At 47.2% G+C, this 19,034-nt stretch carries 18 protein-coding genes; 16 read left to right on the forward strand and 2 right to left on the reverse strand.

Annotated elements, in window-relative coordinates; translation table 11 throughout:
• The first annotated feature begins 74 nt into the window (after positions 1 to 74).
• The 8 genes from EDM60_RS00820 to EDM60_RS00855 all read left to right on the forward strand — a co-directional run bounded on the left by EDM60_RS00820 (position 75) and on the right by EDM60_RS00855 (position 9,257).
• Positions 75 to 1,361 (forward strand): adenylosuccinate synthase, encoded by a 1,287-nt coding sequence (locus tag EDM60_RS00820; protein WP_122962250.1) that lies wholly within the window; start codon positions 75 to 77, stop codon positions 1,359 to 1,361.
• Positions 1,362 to 1,522: 161 nt separating this feature from the next.
• Complete coding sequence (locus tag EDM60_RS00825; protein WP_007780462.1) at positions 1,523 to 1,732, forward strand: hypothetical protein; 210 nt, start codon at positions 1,523 to 1,525, stop codon at positions 1,730 to 1,732.
• Between the two features lie 334 nt (positions 1,733 to 2,066).
• Positions 2,067 to 3,563 carry a M23 family metallopeptidase gene (locus tag EDM60_RS00830; protein ID WP_122962251.1) on the forward strand — a complete coding sequence of 499 codons (1,497 nt, stop codon included), beginning with the start codon at positions 2,067 to 2,069 and terminating at the stop codon, positions 3,561 to 3,563.
• A 184-nt stretch (positions 3,564 to 3,747) separates the two neighbouring features.
• The gene (gene yycF / locus EDM60_RS00835; RefSeq protein ID WP_122962252.1) at positions 3,748 to 4,458 is read left to right on the forward strand and encodes a response regulator YycF; all 711 of its coding nucleotides are present in this window, start codon (positions 3,748 to 3,750) and stop codon (positions 4,456 to 4,458) included.
• Positions 4,458 to 6,281, forward strand: a complete 1,824-nt coding sequence (walK, locus tag EDM60_RS00840; protein WP_122962398.1) for a cell wall metabolism sensor histidine kinase WalK — start codon at positions 4,458 to 4,460, stop codon at positions 6,279 to 6,281. The genes yycF and walK overlap by 1 nt, the downstream gene beginning before the upstream one ends.
• Positions 6,278 to 7,660 carry a YycH family regulatory protein gene (locus tag EDM60_RS00845; RefSeq protein WP_122962253.1) on the forward strand — a complete coding sequence of 461 codons (1,383 nt, stop codon included), beginning with the start codon at positions 6,278 to 6,280 and terminating at the stop codon, positions 7,658 to 7,660. The genes walK and EDM60_RS00845 overlap by 4 nt, the downstream gene beginning before the upstream one ends.
• Positions 7,647 to 8,420 carry a two-component system regulatory protein YycI gene (locus EDM60_RS00850; protein ID WP_122962254.1) on the forward strand — a complete coding sequence of 258 codons (774 nt, stop codon included), beginning with the start codon at positions 7,647 to 7,649 and terminating at the stop codon, positions 8,418 to 8,420. Before EDM60_RS00845 ends, EDM60_RS00850 begins: the two co-directional genes overlap by 14 nt.
• A 48-nt stretch (positions 8,421 to 8,468) precedes the next feature.
• Positions 8,469 to 9,257, forward strand: coding sequence for an MBL fold metallo-hydrolase (locus EDM60_RS00855; protein WP_122962255.1), 789 nt, complete (start codon positions 8,469 to 8,471; stop codon positions 9,255 to 9,257).
• Here the strand turns inward: EDM60_RS00855 and EDM60_RS00860 are convergent.
• Positions 9,252 to 9,488 (reverse strand): hypothetical protein, encoded by a 237-nt coding sequence (locus tag EDM60_RS00860; RefSeq protein ID WP_122962256.1) that lies wholly within the window; start codon positions 9,486 to 9,488, stop codon positions 9,252 to 9,254. The two genes, EDM60_RS00855 and EDM60_RS00860, sit on opposite strands and share 6 nt — an antisense overlap.
• A gap of 279 nt (positions 9,489 to 9,767) precedes the next feature.
• Between EDM60_RS00860 and EDM60_RS00865 the strand changes: the two genes are divergently transcribed.
• The 6 genes from EDM60_RS00865 (at position 9,768) to EDM60_RS00890 (ending at position 15,659) form a co-directional block, all read left to right on the forward strand.
• Positions 9,768 to 10,988, forward strand: a complete 1,221-nt coding sequence (locus EDM60_RS00865; protein ID WP_122962257.1) for a S1C family serine protease — start codon at positions 9,768 to 9,770, stop codon at positions 10,986 to 10,988.
• Between the two features lie 632 nt (positions 10,989 to 11,620).
• Positions 11,621 to 11,869, forward strand: a complete 249-nt coding sequence (locus tag EDM60_RS00870) for a CxxH/CxxC protein (RefSeq protein WP_229049781.1) — start codon at positions 11,621 to 11,623, stop codon at positions 11,867 to 11,869.
• A gap of 6 nt (positions 11,870 to 11,875) precedes the next feature.
• Positions 11,876 to 12,355: a 23S rRNA (pseudouridine(1915)-N(3))-methyltransferase RlmH gene (rlmH, locus tag EDM60_RS00875; RefSeq protein WP_063231642.1), complete on the forward strand. Its 480-nt coding sequence runs from the start codon at positions 11,876 to 11,878 to the stop codon at positions 12,353 to 12,355.
• A 94-nt stretch (positions 12,356 to 12,449) separates the two neighbouring features.
• On the forward strand, positions 12,450 to 13,583 hold the full coding sequence (locus tag EDM60_RS00880) for a DUF262 domain-containing protein (protein WP_122962258.1): 1,134 nt from the start codon (positions 12,450 to 12,452) through the stop codon (positions 13,581 to 13,583).
• Entirely contained in the window at positions 13,580 to 14,692 is a 1,113-nt protein-coding gene (locus EDM60_RS00885) for an AAA family ATPase (RefSeq protein WP_122962259.1), read from the forward strand. The genes EDM60_RS00880 and EDM60_RS00885 overlap by 4 nt, the downstream gene beginning before the upstream one ends.
• Positions 14,693 to 14,708: 16 nt before the next feature.
• Positions 14,709 to 15,659, forward strand: a complete 951-nt coding sequence (locus tag EDM60_RS00890; protein WP_122962260.1) for a hypothetical protein — start codon at positions 14,709 to 14,711, stop codon at positions 15,657 to 15,659.
• Between the two features lie 335 nt (positions 15,660 to 15,994).
• Here EDM60_RS00890 and EDM60_RS00895 read toward each other — a convergent pair whose 3' ends face one another.
• Complete coding sequence (locus EDM60_RS00895; RefSeq protein ID WP_122962261.1) at positions 15,995 to 17,038, reverse strand: zinc-binding alcohol dehydrogenase family protein; 1,044 nt, start codon at positions 17,036 to 17,038, stop codon at positions 15,995 to 15,997.
• A 124-nt stretch (positions 17,039 to 17,162) separates the two neighbouring features.
• On the opposite strand from EDM60_RS00895, the gene EDM60_RS00900 reads away from it, so the two are divergent.
• Together EDM60_RS00900 and EDM60_RS00910 are read left to right on the forward strand one after the other, a co-directional pair.
• Entirely contained in the window at positions 17,163 to 17,540 is a 378-nt protein-coding gene (locus EDM60_RS00900; RefSeq protein WP_122962262.1) for a winged helix-turn-helix transcriptional regulator, read from the forward strand.
• Between the two features lie 449 nt (positions 17,541 to 17,989).
• Positions 17,990 to 18,982, forward strand: coding sequence for an ABC transporter substrate-binding protein (locus EDM60_RS00910; RefSeq protein WP_122962263.1), 993 nt, complete (start codon positions 17,990 to 17,992; stop codon positions 18,980 to 18,982).
• The last annotated feature ends 52 nt before the right edge of the window (positions 18,983 to 19,034 follow it).

Consider the following 19,034-nt stretch of genomic DNA (forward strand, 5'->3'; position numbering starts at 1 on the left):
TGCAAGAAATGGTTTAGTACACTTAGATTGTTTCAGGCCCAAAAGGACATGATGATATCAGGAGGTGTTTTTCGATGTCAACAGTCGTTGTCGTCGGAACCCAGTGGGGCGATGAAGGTAAAGGTAAAATTACAGACTATTTGGCTGAAAGCGCAGAAGTAGTAGCTCGTTACCAAGGTGGTAACAATGCAGGCCATACCATTATTTTTGATGGTAACAAATATAAGCTGCACCTGATTCCATCCGGAATTTTCTATACTGACAAGACCTGCGTAATCGGAAACGGCATGGTAATCGATCCGAAGGCATTGGTAAAAGAACTGGAGTACATTCACAGCTTCGGATTCTCTACGAAAAACCTGAAAATCAGTGATCGTGCGCATGTCATCATGCCATACCACATCAAGCTGGATGGCGTGGAAGAAGATAGCCGCGGAGCTAACAAAATCGGTACAACCCGCAAAGGGATTGGCCCGGCATACATGGACAAGGCAGCTCGCATCGGTATCCGTATCGCTGACTTGCTCGATCGTGAAGAGTTTGCTCGCAAACTGGAGCGCAACCTGGCAGAGAAAAACATGCTGCTGGAAAAGCTGTACAATACAACTGGTTTCGAACTGCAAGAAGTGCTGGATGAGTACCTCGCTCTGGCTGAAATCATTCGTCCATACGTAGCTGATACTTCTGTTGTACTGAACGACTCTATCGATAACGGCAACCGCGTTCTTTTTGAAGGCGCACAAGGGGTATTGCTCGATATCGACCAAGGCACGTATCCGTACGTAACGTCCTCCAATCCGATTGCAGGTGGAGTGACAATCGGTTCCGGTGTGGGACCAACCAAGATCAACCAAGTAATCGGTGTAGCAAAAGCATACACCACGCGCGTAGGTGACGGTCCGTTCCTGACTGAGCTGACTGACGCTACTGGCGATCACATTCGCGAAGTTGGCTTCGAATACGGCACCACAACTGGTCGTCCGCGCCGCGTAGGCTGGTTTGACAGCGTAGTCGTTCGCCACGCTCGTCGCGTGAGCGGTATTACTGGCTTGGCGATCACCAAGCTGGATACTTTGTCCGGTATTGAGACTCTGCGCATTTGCACAGCGTACAAATACAACGGCGAAATCATCGAATCGTTCCCTGCAAACCTCAACCTGTTGGCAAAATGCGAGCCGGTTTACGAGGAACTGCCAGGCTGGACAGAAGACATCACAGGTGTTCGCAACCTGAACGACCTGCCAGAAAACGCTCGTCACTACATTGAGCGCATCACCCAATTGACTGGTATTCCAATGTCGATCTTCTCCGTAGGACCAGATCGCGAGCAAACCGTTGTTGTACGCGGCATTTGGGGATAAGCATCACGTCAATAGCATACGTCCTCGCCAGTACATGTGCTGAGAGGCGATAAGAAAAGCTGTCGATGATTCGGCAGCTTTTCCTTTTTTTACGGACAGACAAGAAACGACACCCTCTGGGCATAAGGTTAGACATAAGGAGAAATGGAGAGGTGATCGTGATGATGGGATTTGATCAAAAAGCCAAGAAGCTGCTTGGGAAAAACGTACAGGTGAAGATGATCAACGGCGTCGTGATCAAAGGAACCATGACACATTTCAACAACGGTTACCTTTGCTTCATCACCACTTACAAGCAGCAAAATGACGCTGAAAAGACAACGATTCGCAGACTCGCACTCAAAGATGTAACATCGATGCAAGAAGTGTAAGTCTGGATGTCCGCGACGAAATAAGCCATCTTTCCGTACGATCAGGAAAGATGGCTGTTTATTGTTTGCCTCAGGCTATTGCTCTCCCAGTAATGAAAATATCCCCCAAATGTTTGTCCATCTGGTGAATATTCGCTCGTCATAATTTTTATTCGACAGCAATTTACACTTGATGTTGTCGTGAAACTTATGGTAAAGTCGACATAGTTGGTTTCTTTGGGCATTTTGGCAGATAATTGGAAACTAAATTTTGGGATATATGACCTAGTCGGTATTTTTAAAATTTTCGGAAATGGAACGAGATAGTTGTATCTGTTTTCAGGAGGGACAAGTTATGCAATGGTCTGAGTGGACGGCCAAGCTGCAAGAACGGTCAGAACGTATCGTTCGAGATTGCAGCGATCTGGCGAAACGCGCAATGAAACGTACAAGCTCGTACATCCAAGAACATAAAAAGCAGACACTTTCCATCGCAGCGGGATTGGTCGTTACGGTGGCAGCGGGAGCTTCTGCACAATACTATTACACGAGCAATGTCACATCCGTTTATCATGTCATCGTCAACGGACAGGAAATCGGTGTGGTGAACGACCCGAAAGTCATTCATGACTGGACGACAGCGAAGCTGGAAGAGGAAAAAGCAAAAAAAGGTCTGAACCTGACGCTCGCTGATTATGTAACATTCCAGGAAGAGCGTGAATTTAAAGCATCTTACGACAACGATGCAGCTGTCAAAGCACTTGCTTCGATCGCAGACATCAAAGTTCAGGCAGTGAAGCTGATCATTGACGGAAAAGTAGTCGGTTACTTGCCTGATCAGGAATCAGCTGACAAAGTGCTGGCTGACGTGAAGCAAAAATATTCCGGCGTACCAGCTTTGACTGGCAAGCAAGCGGCAGTAGCAGCAGCTTCCATGTCTGAAGTGAAAGCAAACCCGGTAAAAGAAGTAACATTCAAAGAAAACGTAGAGTTGCAGACCGAACCAGTAGCTGCAGCTCAAATTTTGCCTGCCGAAAAAGTGGAAGAACTTTTGGTCAAAGGCTCTTTCAAAGATTTGAAACACACCGTAGTTGAAGGAGATTGCATCGGCTGCATCGCCAAAAAATACGGCATTACTTCAAAAGACATCTATGCCAACAACCCGGGCATTACGGAAAATACACTTTTGCAGCTCGGTCAGGAAATCAATGTGACAGCGATTCGTCCGTTGGTTACCGTACGGGTAAAGGAAGAAGTATCCCAGCAAGAAATGATCGCGTTCTCTACGCAGATCAATAACAACGAGAAGCTTCCCAAAGGGGAAACAAAGGTTATTCAAGAAGGTAAAAACGGTACGAAGCTCGTTCAATACGAAGTAGTGAAAGAAAATGGACAAGTTGTCGATCGCAAGGTTATCAAACAAGATGTAGTTGCACAGCCTGTAGCAAAAATCATGGAACGCGGAACAAAAGTGATTCCTTCGCGCGGGACAGGCCGTTTGAGCTGGCCAGCCAGCGGATATGTGAGCAGTGGCTTCGGTTCTCGTTGGGGCAGACTGCATAAAGGAATTGATATTGCCGGACAAGGGTCTGTCATGGCGGCAGACAACGGCCGCGTAAAATTCGCGGGCTGGGACGGCGATTACGGAAAAGCAATCATCATCGACCACGGCAATGGCATGGAGACGCTGTACGGTCACCTGAACACGATCAGCGTAAAAGTCGGCGATGTTGTTGAACAAGGAAAGAAAATTGGCGTTAAGGGTTCGACAGGAGACTCCACAGGTGTCCATCTTCATTTTGAGGTTCATCAAAATGGACGAGTTCAAAACCCGATTCGTTACTTAAAATAGACATGTAATTTTTGGATGAAGAAGGGCGACTCTTTGGAGGAGCCCTTTTTGTCGTATCAGGATGTTTTTGCATACAAGGGCAGGGAGTGTCTGGCAGGGGTTTCTATGCAGCCCGGACATGGTGTATTGTAGAGGAATAGCGATGTGCGAAGTGGAATTGTTATAAGGAAAAGGAGGGAGCGGGATGGCAAAACTCCTCGTGGTAGATGATGAAAAGCCGATTGCAGATATATTGAAGTTCACTTTTGAAAAAGAAGGGTACCAGGTCGTGTGCGCCTACGATGGCGACGAAGCGCTCGTTGTCGTGCAGGATGAGAGACCGGACCTGATTTTGCTGGATGTCATGCTGCCTGGCAGGGACGGGATGGATGTATGCCGCGCTGTCCGTCAAACACATGATATCCCGATTATCATGCTGACAGCCAAAGACTCGGAGCTGGACAAGGTGCTTGGATTGGAGCTGGGGGCGGATGATTACGTCACGAAGCCTTTCAGTACGCGCGAGCTGGTGGCACGGGTGAAGGCTCACTTGCGCCGCAATCGTCCGAAAGCCGAAGAGAAAGACAGCCAGCATCTGTTGCGGGTACACGAGCTGGAGATCGATTTAAATTCCTACACGGTGGAAAAAGTGGGAGAGCTGCTGGATTTGACTCACCGCGAGTTTGAGCTGCTGATGTACTTGGCCCGCCACCAGGGACAAGTGATGACGCGGGAGCACCTGCTTCAGTCTGTTTGGGGCTTTGACTATTTTGGCGATGTGCGGACAGTAGACGTTACGATTCGCCGCTTGCGTGAAAAGATCGAGGACGATCCTAGCCAGCCGAAGTACATTATCACTCGTCGCGGCTTGGGCTACACGATGCGCAATCCCGGAGTGGGAGGCACGCCTGGATGATGAGGCGGCTGTTTAAAACGATCCAGTGGAAAATGGTCGTCATCTACATGCTGCTGATCCTGCTTGCTATGCAGTTCATCGGCGCTTATTTCGCCCGGGAAGTGGAAAGCTATTACATAAATAACTTTTCAGAGGCGTTGAATGCTCAAGCGAGTCTGTTGGCGAGTCTTCTGGAAAGCGATTTGCGGCCGCGTGACGGAAAAGAACCGAGCGTGGAGCAAAATCGCCAGGACATCGACAATCTCATCAACAACCTGGTGAAAATAAACGGTGCCAACGTCCAAGTCATTGACCAGACGGGAACGGTGGTCAGCACGACAGAGGACAAGAGCACGATCGGCCAGCGTACCTCGCAGCCGGAAGTTACGGTGGCATTGCTCGGAACGCGCAGTGAATCGATGCGGATTGATCCGCGGACCGGAGCGCGAGTCAAAGTGCTGGTACTGCCTGTAAAAGGCGATCAGATTGTCTACGGCGCTGTCTACATGATGGCTTCCATGGAAGGAACCTATACGACGATTCGCAAAATGAACGGGATCTTGGCGACGGGCACGATGTTTGCGCTCGTCATCACAGCGGTGCTTGGCGTGGTGCTCGCCCGGACCATTACGAAGCCGATCAAGGAAATGACGAAGCAGGCCAGGCTTGTTGCCGATGGTGATTTTAACAGCAGTGTGCGCGTGTACAGCGACGACGAGATCGGACAACTGGGGATGGCTTTCAACCATATGACGCTGCGGTTGCAGGAAGCGATTTTGCAGCAGGAAGAAGAGCGAGAAAAGCTCGCCGGTATTTTGAGCAACATGACAGACGGCGTGATTGCGGCCAACCGCAGCGATCAGATTATTTTGTTCAACCGCGCTGCGGAAGAGATGCTGCAAGTGCGAATGGCTGACGTCCTGCGCAAAAAGAGAACGTTGGCTGATTTGCTGGGGCTTCCCCCGGAGGACGAAATGTCGTTGTACGCCCAAGAGGAGCCGCTCTTCATTGAAATGCGCCTGCCCAATCAGGAAGAAGTTATTTTGCGCGTGACGTTTACGCCGTTGCAGCACGACAGCGGCAAAAAGGGCGGAATCATCGCAGTAGTGGCAGACGTGACAGAGCAGCAGCGGCTGGAGCAACAGCGCAGGGAGTTCGTCGCCAACGTATCGCACGAGCTGCGCACTCCACTGACGACGATCAAAAGCTATGTAGAAGCTTTGCTGGATGGTGCGGTGGACGAGCCTGATCTGTCCAATCGCTTCTTGAAAGTCACCATGTCCGAGACGGAGCGGATGATCCGTCTGGTCAACGACTTGTTGCAGCTAAGTCGCTTCGACTCGCAAGGTGTGCGCCTGCATTGCAAGGAGGCGGACCTCGGCCGACTGTTGCGCTATGCGGCGGATCGCTTTTCCATCTTCAGCGAGCAGCAGGAAGTTCAGCTTGCCGTTGATGTGCCGAGCAAGCTCCCGCCTGTTTACATCGACCTGGATGCGATCAATCAGGTGCTGGACAATTTGTTGTCCAATGCGATCAAGTATACGTCCCAAGGCGGCACGGTCGTGCTCTCTGCCAAAGAAAACCGCAGCTTGAACCGTGTGCAAATCTCCATCAGCGACACTGGGATCGGGATACCTGCCCGTGATTTGAAGCGGATTTTCGAACGGTTCTATCGGGTGGACAAAGCCCGCTCGCGGGGACAGGGAGGTACTGGTCTGGGACTGGCTATCGCTCGTGAACTGGTACAGGCCCATGGCGCAGATATCGAGATTACCAGCGAATGGAACGTGGGGACGACGGTGACGTTCTGGGTCCCATTTGCCCAAGGAGGTAGTGCGGGATGAAGCGGATGCTGGAGCCTGCCAAGACCGTCTTGCTTATCGTGCTGGTAGTGTCCAGTTTTTGCCTGACAGCGATGCTGTGGGCGAACCAGCCCAATTTGCAATTTATCGAGCCTGCACAATATACAGAGTCCAAGCCCGTCAAGGAAAAGACGTTGGAGCAACTGGTCACTCCGGAGTCGGTGGTCTTTCATTACGGGGAAGAACGCCATACGCGGGCAGTAGCGACAGATGCTCCGTACAGCTTGATCGTGAGTGAGATGTCCAAGTGGATTTTTCTCGATTTTTCTCCGTATGCGTTGTCGAATGACAAGTGGGGGGAAATTGCCCGGGAAAAGTTAGGGATCGAGGTTCGCTTTCGCAGCACGATTCCTTTGTCGATTGTTGGCCGCTTGGTAACGTTTCGCGACGAGTATGACCGCGAAATCAAAGGAATCGACCGGATTTGGCTGTACTACGAAAAAGACGAGGATGTCGTCTATGCGCTATTTCTCTCCACAGAGGAAGGCCGCATGATGCGTTCCCGCACGTCGATCAGTCCGAAAGATTTGCGAGAGTCGTATCTGGCTTCCGGAAGCTCCATGCCGGAGCAAATTATGAAGGTGGTCAAACCGGAGCGAACTTTTACAGCGATTGAAGGGCCGGCGCCGATTTGGAGTACGTATTATTTGCCGAAAAATCAGTCGCGCATGCAGCAATTCCGCTACAGCTATGTGCCAGTCACCAACGATCGTCTGATGGAAGCGTATTTTATCGACCAGTCGCTGGTGAGGCAAATCATGGAGCGGGACAAGACGGTTATTTTTACAGACGGAAGCAGATCCATTCAACTGAGGGCAGAGCAGCAGGCGATTACTTTTACGGACCCGGCTTACCAGCAGCGGGCGCAAGAGTTGTCTGATGAGGAAAAAGTCCAAGGCGCAGTTACTTTCATCAACAAGCATCTCGGATGGCTCGATGACTTTCATTTTGAGCGGATTAAAAAAAGCTACAATGAAAAGGACCTGATTACGTTCCGGCAGTATGTGGGCGCCTATCCGTTGATCAGCACAAGTGTGCCGATTCAGATTGATACGATCCAGATTACTTCGGAAGCGGGACAAGTTGTGACAATGAATCGCTCTCTGCTCGATTTGGACAAATATATTGGCAACAGCGAGCAGACCATCCTGTCGGGACCGGAGCTGTATCAGTTGATCAGGGACAAAAAACTGGCGGATACGGAGCAAATCACCAATGCGTATCTCGCCTATCAAACGGTCATCGGAAACGGTTATGTCGACTTGATCCCAACCTGGATCGTCGAGCTGGCGAATCAGGGGAATCTCTATATTCTCGCACGGGTGAAGCAGGGAGGGGGAGAGACGCATGGATTGGAGTAGAACCAAGACCATTCTGATCTGGGCCTTCCTGCTGCTCGATCTGTTTCTGTGCTACCAGGTGTACGTGACGCGCATCAGCTTGTGGAATGACAAGGAAGTGGCGCAGGGCGAGAAGTGGAATATGGAGATGTATCTCAACCAGCAAAATATTTCCCTGGACACGGAAGTGCCTCAGGAAACGCCCGAGATGGCTTATTTGGACGCTGAATACGTCGGGATTAATCCGATTAACCTGCATGATTTACCAGGGATTCAAGCTACGGTGGAAAAGATGTCGCTTGCGGCAAGACTTGATCCGCCGATTCAGCTTCGCGGTCAGCTGACGCCAAATGAGTTGCTGCGTCAGATCGGGCCAAAACTGATGTACGCCGATCAGTACGGGCCGGATTCGTACCAGTCGAACCAATCACGTCTGCTGTACTGGCAAGTTCACGAAAAGATGCCGATCTACATTGCCCCTTTGGAAGTGTACTTGGAAAGCGGGACGATTTTGGGATACAGGCAAACCTTTTTCCATGTACGGGAACAAAAAGGCGTGCGCCAGGTCATCTCCGGTTACAAAGCATTGCAGTCGATGGTGGAAAAGAAAATCATTCAGCCGGGAGAACGGATCGAGAATGTCAGCTTGGGCTATTACGGTTCATATGACGCGGACATTCAGGCGCTTGCTCCGGTATGGCGAGTCATTCACGACGGCAAGCAGCATTTTGTCAATGCGTTTACAGGTGCTCTGGAGCGCGCGATGGTTACGAACAGGTAGCAGATATAGATAGACTGTCAGGGAAAGTTACGGGAAGAGGGATGTTCGGTGAGATTTAGTGTGTTGGCAAGCGGGAGCACAGGCAATGCCATTTACGTAGCGACAGATCGTGTTTCCGTGCTGATCGATGTGGGGATTACGGGCAAACAGGCAGAGGCGGCGCTTCAGACGATCGGCGTCAATCCAGCCGATTTGAGTGCGATTCTCGTTACGCACGAGCACGTCGACCATATCAAAGGGGTCGGAGTGATGGCGAGGCGATACGATCTGCCGATTTACGCCAATGAAAAAACGTGGGCAGAGCTGAACGGGCAGATCGGCACGATCAAGGAAGACCAGAAGCGGCTCTTTGCCGTAGGAGAGAAGCAAGAGCTTGAGGATTTGGGCATTGAATCGTTTGGCATCTCGCACGATGCGGCGGAGCCGATGGGCTTTTGCTTTTACCATGGCAAAAAAAAGCTGAGTGTCGCAACAGACCTGGGCTATGTCAGCGATCGGATCAAGGAGACGATTCGCGGTGCGGATGCGTATGTATTTGAATCCAACCACGATGTGGAGCTGCTGCGCATGTCGCAATATCCGTGGAGCATCAAGCGGCGCATTTTGAGTGATGTGGGCCACTTGTCCAATGAAGCGGCAGGCGACGCCCTGATCGATTGTCTCACAGGGGGAGCAGAGCGAGTGTATTTGGCTCACTTGAGCAAGGAGAACAACATAATCGACCTCGCCAGACTGACGGTGAAAAACATTTTGGAGGAAAAAGGTCTGGCGGTCGGCAACGATGTGCATTTGCGCGATACATACCCTGATCGGCCGACCAAGCTGGAAGAGCTATAGGAGCGGTTTGGTCTGGGTTTGGCGACGGCTGATGGCGTTCGAAAGCTGGGCGATCGTATCGAGTTGAAAGCTCAGTTGACTATCCAGCTCGATTACTTTTTCTGTCAGCTCGTCATGTGTCAGCAAGCCTTTGGCAACGAGGATATCGATGAGAGCGTGCAGGACAAGCGTGTTGCGGTAATCGGTTTCTTGCAGATCGGCAAGCTTGGCGATGATCTGTACCTCTTTCATATCTATCAACCCTTTCATATTGGATGGGGTCGTAAAAAGCTTCTAATCTAGCATATCCGGGCTCTCGGTGAAATATTCCGAGGGCTTTTTGCATTCCACAACCTTTCCATATTTCTCACGCGATTTTGCCGAAACCAAGACGTATACTAAGGGTGTCAAAAGGAAGCAGTCAACCAGAACTCATACATGCAAACACATACAAACCTGTGATGCAGGTGTATAGGAGTAACGCAAACCTGTAACCCTAGTATTAGTAGAGGAAGAAGGAGAGTGTGAATCATGGGGTACTATGATGATTTGACTCATGTGGAGCGGAAAAAACGAAGCGGTTCAATCGGTCGTACTGTTCTGACGTCAGTAACGTCAGCGGTGATTGGGGGAATGGTCGTCCTGCTCATGCTGCCGACTCTCTCCAACTCCGGATATATCAACATGGTCAAGCCAGGGACAACGAATGTCATGAGCAACCCGGCAGCCAACCTGTTTGCCCAGCCTGTCTCTGTAAAGGTGGAAACGGGTACAGTCAACGCAGTGAAAAAAGTGGAGAACGCAGTAGTCGGCGTGATTAATATCGGACGAACTCGAACCAACTGGTTCAGCAATACACAAGATGTCGAGCAGGGCGAAGGCTCTGGCGTCATTTTCGAGAAAAAGGGCGGAAAAGCCCACATCATCACCAACTACCACGTAATCGATCAGGCGCAGAAGCTGCAAATTGCTTTGCCAACTGGTGAAAAGGTAGACGCGAAGGTTTTGGGTGCCGACCCGTACGCTGACTTGGCTGTTCTGGAGATCGATGGAGCGAAAGTAACGACAGTAGCCGAGCTTGGGGATTCCTCCACGCTGCAAGTAGGCGAGCCGGCCATCGCGATCGGGAACCCGCTGGGAATGAAGTTTTCCCGCACAGTGACGCAAGGTATCATCAGCTCGCTGGAACGCTCGATGCCAATGGACTTTAACGAAGACGGCCAGGACGACTGGGAGCTGGACGTTTTGCAAACGGATGCCGCGATCAACCCGGGCAATAGCGGGGGCGCACTGGTCAACATCGAAGGCCAGGTCATCGGAATCAACACCTTGAAGATTTCCAAAGAAGGCGTGGAAGGCTTGGGCTTTGCCCTCCCAATCAATGATGTAAAAGTCATCGTTAGCGAACTGATGGAAAAAGGCAAGCTGGAGCGCGCTTACCTCGGCGTGCAGCCATTCGACCTGACGAACGTGCCGCGAGTGCATTGGAAAGAAACACTGAATCTGCCGGACGATGTGCAGGCAGGGGTAGTGGTTCAAGGCGAAGTAGGCAAATTCTCCCCAGCAGGGCAAGTCGGCCTGAAGCAATACGACGTCATCGTCAAACTGGACAACAAGGACATCTCGAATGGCGCCCAGTTGCGCAAATTCTTGACCTTGAACAAAAAGCCAGGCGATTCGGTGGTCATCACTTACTATCGCGATGGTGTTAAGAAGACAGCTACAGTTAAGTTGACGAAAACACCGCAGTAAGTAGAGGCAAAGCATCGATTGGAATGACTCGTGAAATGACCCGCGCTTGCTATGGCGGCTGATGGCTTACGTATGCCGGATGCCGCTCCTTTTTCAAGCGAGGAGAGACGGATGGTAGATGTAAGCCGGATGCCGTTCCTCTTTCAAGCGAGACAGACAGATGGCATATGTAAGCCAGGCCGTGTGAGTGTAAGCGTTGCGGCAAGAAGGCAGTATGTTGGTGCTGGTGGCTTGTGGCGGCATGAAAGCCCGCAAGACGAGCAATCATTGGTAGCAATTCCGGGACGAATTTGTCCCGTTTGCATATATGTTCCCCCCTCTATCTATTTTTAAATAGATCCCTTCATTGAAGAGCGTCGAGCTGAGATCGGCGCTCTCTTTTTTTGCTTTTTAGCATGTTTGTGCTGGGGTATCTCCGCACTCTTTTGTGCATCTTTAGCTATGGTTCAGGAAGTGCCGGGATTCTGGGGTTCTGGTGCTCTGGTGCAGGCTTCGGGCTAGGTGATGACGTGAAGGAGCGTCCACGAAGACAAGTCAGCTTAGCTCGGTTCGAAGCAGATGGATTTGTTTTGCTGGCGTTCTGGGGTAGAATAGGAAACGACATGAAAATGCGCGGAAAAGAGGCAATGGACATGGACAAAGGCAAAATGATGGACAGCATTCAAATAGATGGGCAAAAGGTGGAGTTGGAGGCGGGGTATCCTGTACGGTTTTCTTGCATGGAGCATATAGAGCAGGAACTGGACGACTACGTAAACGACTTCGAGGCAGCGCCGGACACCTATCCGGCAAAAGCAATTGACGACGACGCAGCAGACAAGCGCTGCCGAGTATGCGGCGAGCCAGGCCAGATTGCGCTTTTGAAAGAGAAAGGAATGTAGACGATCGTGCAAATCACAATCATTACGGTAGGCAAACTAAAGGAAAAATATTTGCGCGAAGGCATCGACGAGTACAGCAAGCGCCTGTCTGCCTACTGCAAGCTGCAAGTAATCGAAGTCAGCGACGAAAAGGCTCCGGAAGAAATGAGCGCCGCCGAGATGGAGCAGGTGAAGCGCAAAGAAGGCGAGCGCATCCTGGCGCAGATCAAGCAGGACCAGTACGTAATCGCGCTGGCGATCGAGGGACAGATGTGGTCATCGGAAAAGCTGTCGGCGGAACTGGACAGGCTGGCCCTGCACGGGCGCAGCCAGGTGGCATTTGTGATCGGCGGATCGTTGGGACTGGCAGACACGGTTCTGAAGCGTGCGGATGCGTTGTTGTCGTTTTCAAAGATGACGTTTCCGCATCAGCTGGTGCGGTTGGTGTTGTTGGAGCAGGTTTATCGGGCGTTTCGGATTAGTCGGGGGGAGCCTTATCATAAGTGACGCAAATTTAAAGTGAGATAGCTTATGGGAGATATGTATTTGAAGATAAGCTAGGGTTATAATTAATAAGAGAACTTTTGAGTGGGGTGAAAGAATGTCCAATCTTACTGGCCAATTATCTCTTGATGATTTTTATAGAAGCAGTGATGTTGAAAAAACAGATGAATCAAGCGATATGTTAATAACAAATCCATTCGATCCAGCAAAGATTGATATAACTCAAAAATCACTAACAATTGATTTGCTCATTAAAAGATTGAAAGAAGACGAAATAAATCTCTTAACTGACTTTCAAAGAAAAGGGGGGTTATGGGACGTCGGACAACAGAGCAGGTTGATTGAATCATTAATCATTAGAATTCCTTTACCAGCTTTCTATTTTGACGGCAGTAACGACAATAACTGGTTAGTTGTTGATGGGCTTCAGCGCCTAACTACATTAAAGAGGTTTTTTATTGATAAAGATTTAAGACTGAACAGCATGGAATATGTTACACAATTTGAGGGTTTTACTTACGATCAGTTACCAAGGCATATTCAAAGAAGGGTTGAAGAAACCCAAATAATTGCCTTTATTATAAACGATGGAACACCTGAAGAAGTAAAGTACAATATTTTCAAAAGAATCAATACCGGTGGGGTTCCTTTGACGCCTCAAGAAATTCGCCATGCTTTAAATCAAGGGGTGGCATCTGCTTTCCTAACAAAATTAGCAGGAAGTGAAGAGTTTTTACAAGCCACTTGCCACTCTATTAAATCAGATAGAATGGAAGATCGTGATTTTGTGTTGAGATTTTTAGCTTTTACTATGACGCCTTATCAAAATTATACTCCGGATTTAGAAAACTTTTTGAATTCCTCAATGAGTCTTCTTAATAAAAAAAGTGAGAAGGAATTAAAGCAGTTAGAAGAAAAATTTAAAAAAGCCATGGTTAATTCGATAAGGATATTTGGTGACGATGCTTTTCGGAAAAGATATAACGTTGGTGATACACGAAAGCAAATTAATAAGGCTTTATATGATACTTGGTCAGTTAATTTAGGCGGTCTAAATGACGAGCAAAGCGAGATGGTTGTTAGCTGTAGTGGTTTAGTAAAGGAAAAGTTTATTAACCTCATGAAAGATAAGAATTTTGATGGTGCCATTTCTCAGGGAACAGGTGACCCTCGAAGGGTCCAATACAGATTCTCAAAGGTTGAGAAACTAATAAGGGAAGTGTTAACGTGATAACGGGAGTTCGTTTAAAAAATGTAAAGTGTTTTCAAGACCAATTTATAAAGTTTGGTCCTCTAACATTATTTACAGGATTAAACGGAGCAGGTAAATCGACTATTCTTCAATCCCTTCTTTTGTTAAGACAGTCTTATTTGCAAGGTACTATATTTAATCAGGGTTTATCATTGAATGGTGATTTAATATACTTAGGTACTGGTCAAGACTTACTAAACGAGAATGCAGAAAGCGAAGAAATCGGTATTGAATTGCAATTCCGTAATGATGAGAAGATAAGCTGGGTGTTCGATTATGAAAAATCGGCAGATTTATTACCAATCAGAGAAACGAATTATGATAACAAAATGATCGATATTTTCTCTGAAAAATTCCAGTACCTGAGTGCAGAAAGAATTGGGCCACGAACATATTTCAATCGGTCTAATTACAAAGTAAAACAACAAAATAACCTGGGGATAAACGGTGAGTATACCACCCATTTCCTTTCTGTTTTCCAAAATGAAAGTATCCAAAATAATCACCTCATTCATCCAGAAGGTGTTTCAGACAATTTAAAAGCACAAGTCGATGCTTGGCTAAGCATAATAACACCGGGTACAAAGATTGTTATTGGTGAACATACAGATATGGATATTATTAGCCTAAGGTACCGATTTACTGGCGATAGGGATTTGAGTAACACTTTTAGAGCTACAAATGTAGGGTTTGGATTAACATATACATTACCTGTTCTAGTTGCCTTGTTAGCTGCCAAGCCAGGTACAGTTTTGCTAATTGAAAATCCAGAAGCACATTTGCACCCTAAAGGACAGTCCATAATTGGAAAGTTAATGGGACTTGCTTCAATGGGGGGAGTTCAAATTCTTACAGAAACTCATAGTGATCATGTGCTTAATGGAATTAGATTGGCTATCCACGGCGGACATGTATCACCGGATAACGTTTCCATCAATTTCTTTGCAAAACGAGAAAAACAAGGAAATATTTTGCATTTAGTCGAAAATTTAAAAATTGATAAGAATGGTCGAATTGATAGTTGGCCGGAAGACTTCTTCGATGAGTGGGATAAAAGCTTAGACCAACTACTTAATATTACTGATTAAAGGAGGGAAGGGAAATTTGGACTTAGTATTCAATGAGTTATCCCTTTCCAAACCATTAGATAGTCTAGCCGAAGCAAGAAGTAGGATGGGAAATTTCGTAGAAATTATTCAACACTTATTTCGTGACGGATTAAGTAAGGACTTAAGAGTTACAGATGATTTTCTACATTTGTTATTGGCAAACGACTATAGGATAGTACAATGGTTAAATGATAGCGAAGTTGACAGGGAAATCAAAAGATTTTTTAAAGCTAGGATTTCAAGGAAACCATACATCGATGCACACACTGAATCACATTTATATAATCATTTTGTAAGTTCTGAATTCATGTACAATGGATTTAACAGCAGAGGGTTAGGGGTTGCGTTTCTTTTAGATGGAGTTGGGATTAGTGTGTTTTCTCATGAACAGTGGAATACACATTCAGTAGAAGCAAGTTTTATTGAATTAGATTCTCAGGGTGAACTATACGAAGAAAGAATTCAAATTCGTCATATTAGCACTTTTTCACATTTCGAATTTCATAAACCATACTACGAACAAAGAAAATGGTTAAATATTGAGCAGTTAGATTGGAGAAATTCATTAGAGGAGTTATTTCCGTCTTTAGAGTTTTGTGAACGTGCTGTAGCTCAATTGTATGAGTACGGAAAAGGTGAACATATACTCAAACAAATAAAAGGTAGATTAATTGAACTTGAAGAATACTTCAATGCTTGGAGTGAAGGTGGGTTTGATAGTTCGTTATTTTCTTTTAAAGTAACCCCTGAAAGTCAAAGAACTCTAGAACACTTTAAAGAAGAACATACTTTCTTATGCCCCGACGGGCAATATAGGGTTTTTTCTTGGCATTTAAGGATGACGCCTGGAGCAGGACGTATTTTCTTTATACCAGATGAAACTACTCGAAAATGTATTATAGGACATATTGGAAACAAATTAAAGACGGTGAATGACCCAACTTAACATCCCTCCTACTTGAAAGGAACCGAGTTGTTTTTAAGAAAAAACTCGGATTCTTTTTTTAATACATTTCTTACTGCAAAAAAAGCAAAGTTGCCTAAGCAGCCAAGACAGATAGCGATTTAGACATATTGATGTAATTTCGCATTAGCGATGATACGGTGAACCATACCACAAGTAAAGAAAGTTTCTACAGAGACGGAATTAGGAAAAATTTGTCTCCCCAACACCATACCATTTATACCCAAAAAGCCCCCACATTAGCCAGGGGGCCTTAAAACTGTCTATTCACATTACCGCCATTTAGAACCAAACATGACTACTTCGTCTTCGCAGTATCAGAATTTTTCCAAAACAATTTTCCCAATGGTCCGTCCGGATTCCAACTTTTCATGCGCGAGACGAAGGTTTGCTGCATTAATAGGCTCCAGTCGTTCAGTCAGTGTAGTTTTTATTTTTCCATCGTCGATTAAGTTCGCCAGTTCATTCAACAATTCGTGTTGTTTCATCATGTCATTGGTATGAAACAAGGACCGTGTAAACATGAACTCCCATACAAATGTTACACTCTTAGAAAACAGCAAGTCCATTTTCAGGCTCCCTGCCCAGGTAGCCTTATTTACAGGAACGATCGAGCAAATTTTACCTTGGGGCACGATGACTTCCGCCATGTTTTCAAGATGTTGAACAGTATCATTCAAGCAAAAGATATAATCTACAGCGTCAATGCCAACTTCCTTGAGTTGAGGGTGAAAAGCGTTGTTGTGGTTTATGGTAAAATCTACACCGAGATTTTTGACCCATTGGATTGACTCTGGACGTGAAGCCGTACCGATGACGGTCAAACCTGCTGCTTTTGCAAGTTGAATGGCAATCGATCCTACTCCTCCAGCTGCACCGATAATCAGTATGTTTTTGTTTTCACCTGTATTTGCGCTAATTCCCAAACAATCAAACAGGCCCTCCCATGCAGTTATCGAGGTAAGCGGCAATGCAGCGGCGGCTGCGAAATCCAAACTTCTTGGCATATTTCCCACAATACGTTCATCAACCAAATGAAATTCACTGTTACTGCCTGGACGAGACACGCTGCCCGCATAATAGACCTTGTCCCCAGGTTTAAACAATTGGCAGTCTGGACCAACCTGTTCTACGATTCCAGCGGCATCCCAACCAAGAATTTTCGGTGACTCGGCTTCGTAGTTATGTGTTTCGCGAACACCTACGTCGGCAGGGTTGACTGAGATTGCTTTTACACGTACAAGCAAATCGCGGCCTGTAGGTTCTGGTTTATCCAAGTGCAGATCAATAAGGCTTTCCGGGTTGGATATGGGGAGGTATTGGTAAGCACCGACAGCTTTCATCTTTTGGTGAGTATTCATGGGTATCATCCTCTCAAATAGGAAATGTTGTATAGTTGCATTGTAAATCGATGCAATTACTTTAAGTAAGTACGCATATTTTTATGGTATAGTATTAAAAATCAAACCATTGGGGGATAAGCTGATGGGAGACCGGAGAAACAAATATGGAGCAAGTCCGGATATGCAAGCATGTCCGGTTGAAACAACGCTGGATGTTATTGGTGGAAAATGGAAGGGGATTATTCTCTATCAGCTCCTAAACGGAACGAAAAGATTCAATCAATTAAGGCGCCTCAATCCGGGAATAACGCAGTTTATGCTCACATTGCAGTTAAGAGAGCTTGAACGGGATGGCGTCATTCATCGCGAAATATATAAAGAGGTTCCTCCGAGAGTGGAATACTCCCTTACTGATTTCGGAAGGACTTTGGAACCGATCATTATGTCAATGAAAGCATGGGGGGAGTCTTATAAAGTACGGCTTACTGAAAATCGAACGATACAAGAAGAGGAAAATTAAGGCGGTGGGTACAAGGCCACAGCTACGGGAAGGAAATCAGATATATATCATTTGAAGGCCATCCCCGCAAAGGATGGCCTTCGTAACTTGCTGTTACAGACAGCGCGGAGAACCTTACTATGAGTAAGGGATCGTTTTTGCGGAATGCCTTGCGGGGCATGGATCTTCAGGGAAAGAGAACGATGGATTCGTTGGAGAGGTGAATAGTGCCATGAATTATATCGAAACGAATTTAGCGGACAATATCTCATATGATGACATAGCTCAGCTCGCCTGGTGCTCTACGTATCATTTTCAACCAATGTAATCGTATGCGCGCATACAACTTGGACAAAATCAATCGTCCGTTTTTAGTTTGTCCATTGAGTACGGCACAGTTATCCATTACGATTACTTTTATACTGATAACGATTATCATTTTCTTTGATAATTTTCGGGGGAGAACTTATATGCATCGAGGATCCAAAGCATTCGTTCTATTAAGCACTTTTGCGCTGATGGGGGGACTATTGTTGGGTTGCGGCAACAACGAGGCGAAGGAAAGCCAATCGGCAAGTCCTAGCCCTGTCGCTGAAACGGCGAAAGCGTCTGCCGCAACGACTCGTATGTTCACGGATTGGGCGAAGCATGAGGTCGAAGTTCCGCTCACACCGCAGCGCGTCATTTATCATGGAGAGACGACGGGGGATTTGCTTGCCCTTGGCGTCGAACCGATCGGAATCATGAAGCAGGCTATTGAGGGCACTGTGTTGGAAGACAGGCTGCCGGCTGCCCAGGACGTTGGATTTCCGCTGAACGTAGAGAAGGCTTTGACGCTTAACCCGGATCTCATTATTTTCTCTAACTCCGACACACAGCAATACGAAGCGATTTCCAAGGTGGCTCCCACCGTCACCTTCAATACGTTCGATACGTTGGAAGTACGGATGCGCACCTTGGGCGATCTATTGAATAAGAAGCAAGAGGCGGAGGAATGGTTGGCGGCTTATACGGTTAAAGCGGCGGATATGTGGGCAAACCTGCGTGCAAACGGCATACAGGAGGGCGAAACGGCCTCTGTATTCACGATGTACCCGGGCAATCGTCTTTTCGTAATGGCAGGGGCGGGCCTCCCTCAATTCTTGTATGAAAAGGGCGGGTTCAAACCGTTGCCGATCGTTCAAGAATTAATCGACCAGCAGACCGGATTCATCGAGATATCCACGGAACTCCTTCCGAAATATGCGGCCGACCGTATCTTCATTCTGAATCCCGTCGATTCTGCGGCGCAGGATTCCACGAAAGAACTTCGTGCAAGTGAAGTTTGGCTGAATCTTCCCGCAGTGAAGAGCGGTAAGGTCTACGACTTCGATATTTTGAAAGCAAACAGCGATGCGACATCGAGGGAATGGATGATTACGGAATTGCCCAAAGTATTGTTAAACCAAAAAGGGAATCATTAACTCCCGAAACCTAAAGCCAACATGAAGAAGCTCTTCAACGCTTGTTGAAAAG

The sequence above is a fragment of the Brevibacillus parabrevis genome (genome assembly GCF_003710905.1).
Taxonomy (GTDB): domain Bacteria; phylum Bacillota; class Bacilli; order Brevibacillales; family Brevibacillaceae; genus Brevibacillus; species Brevibacillus parabrevis.

Bases quoted from the DNA above. Each gene is read 5' to 3' on its own strand.
- EDM60_RS00820 (WP_122962250.1), top strand. From the start codon at position 75: ATGTCAACAGTCGTTGTCGTCGGAACCCAGTGGGGCGATGAAGGTAAA.
- EDM60_RS00825 (WP_007780462.1), top strand. From the start codon at position 1,523: ATGATGGGATTTGATCAAAAAGCCAAGAAGCTGCTTGGGAAAAACGTA.
- EDM60_RS00830 (WP_122962251.1), top strand. From the start codon at position 2,067: ATGCAATGGTCTGAGTGGACGGCCAAGCTGCAAGAACGGTCAGAACGT.
- yycF (WP_122962252.1), top strand. From the start codon at position 3,748: ATGGCAAAACTCCTCGTGGTAGATGATGAAAAGCCGATTGCAGATATA.
- walK (WP_122962398.1), top strand. From the start codon at position 4,458: ATGAGGCGGCTGTTTAAAACGATCCAGTGGAAAATGGTCGTCATCTAC.
- EDM60_RS00845 (WP_122962253.1), top strand. From the start codon at position 6,278: ATGAAGCGGATGCTGGAGCCTGCCAAGACCGTCTTGCTTATCGTGCTG.
- EDM60_RS00850 (WP_122962254.1), top strand. From the start codon at position 7,647: ATGGATTGGAGTAGAACCAAGACCATTCTGATCTGGGCCTTCCTGCTG.
- EDM60_RS00860 (WP_122962256.1), bottom strand. From the start codon at position 9,488: ATGAAAGAGGTACAGATCATCGCCAAGCTTGCCGATCTGCAAGAAACC.
- EDM60_RS00865 (WP_122962257.1), top strand. From the start codon at position 9,768: ATGGGGTACTATGATGATTTGACTCATGTGGAGCGGAAAAAACGAAGC.
- EDM60_RS00870 (WP_229049781.1), top strand. From the start codon at position 11,621: ATGGACAAAGGCAAAATGATGGACAGCATTCAAATAGATGGGCAAAAG.
- EDM60_RS00880 (WP_122962258.1), top strand. From the start codon at position 12,450: ATGTCCAATCTTACTGGCCAATTATCTCTTGATGATTTTTATAGAAGC.
- EDM60_RS00895 (WP_122962261.1), bottom strand. From the start codon at position 17,038: ATGAATACTCACCAAAAGATGAAAGCTGTCGGTGCTTACCAATACCTC.
- EDM60_RS00900 (WP_122962262.1), top strand. From the start codon at position 17,163: ATGGGAGACCGGAGAAACAAATATGGAGCAAGTCCGGATATGCAAGCA.
- EDM60_RS00910 (WP_122962263.1), top strand. From the start codon at position 17,990: ATGCATCGAGGATCCAAAGCATTCGTTCTATTAAGCACTTTTGCGCTG.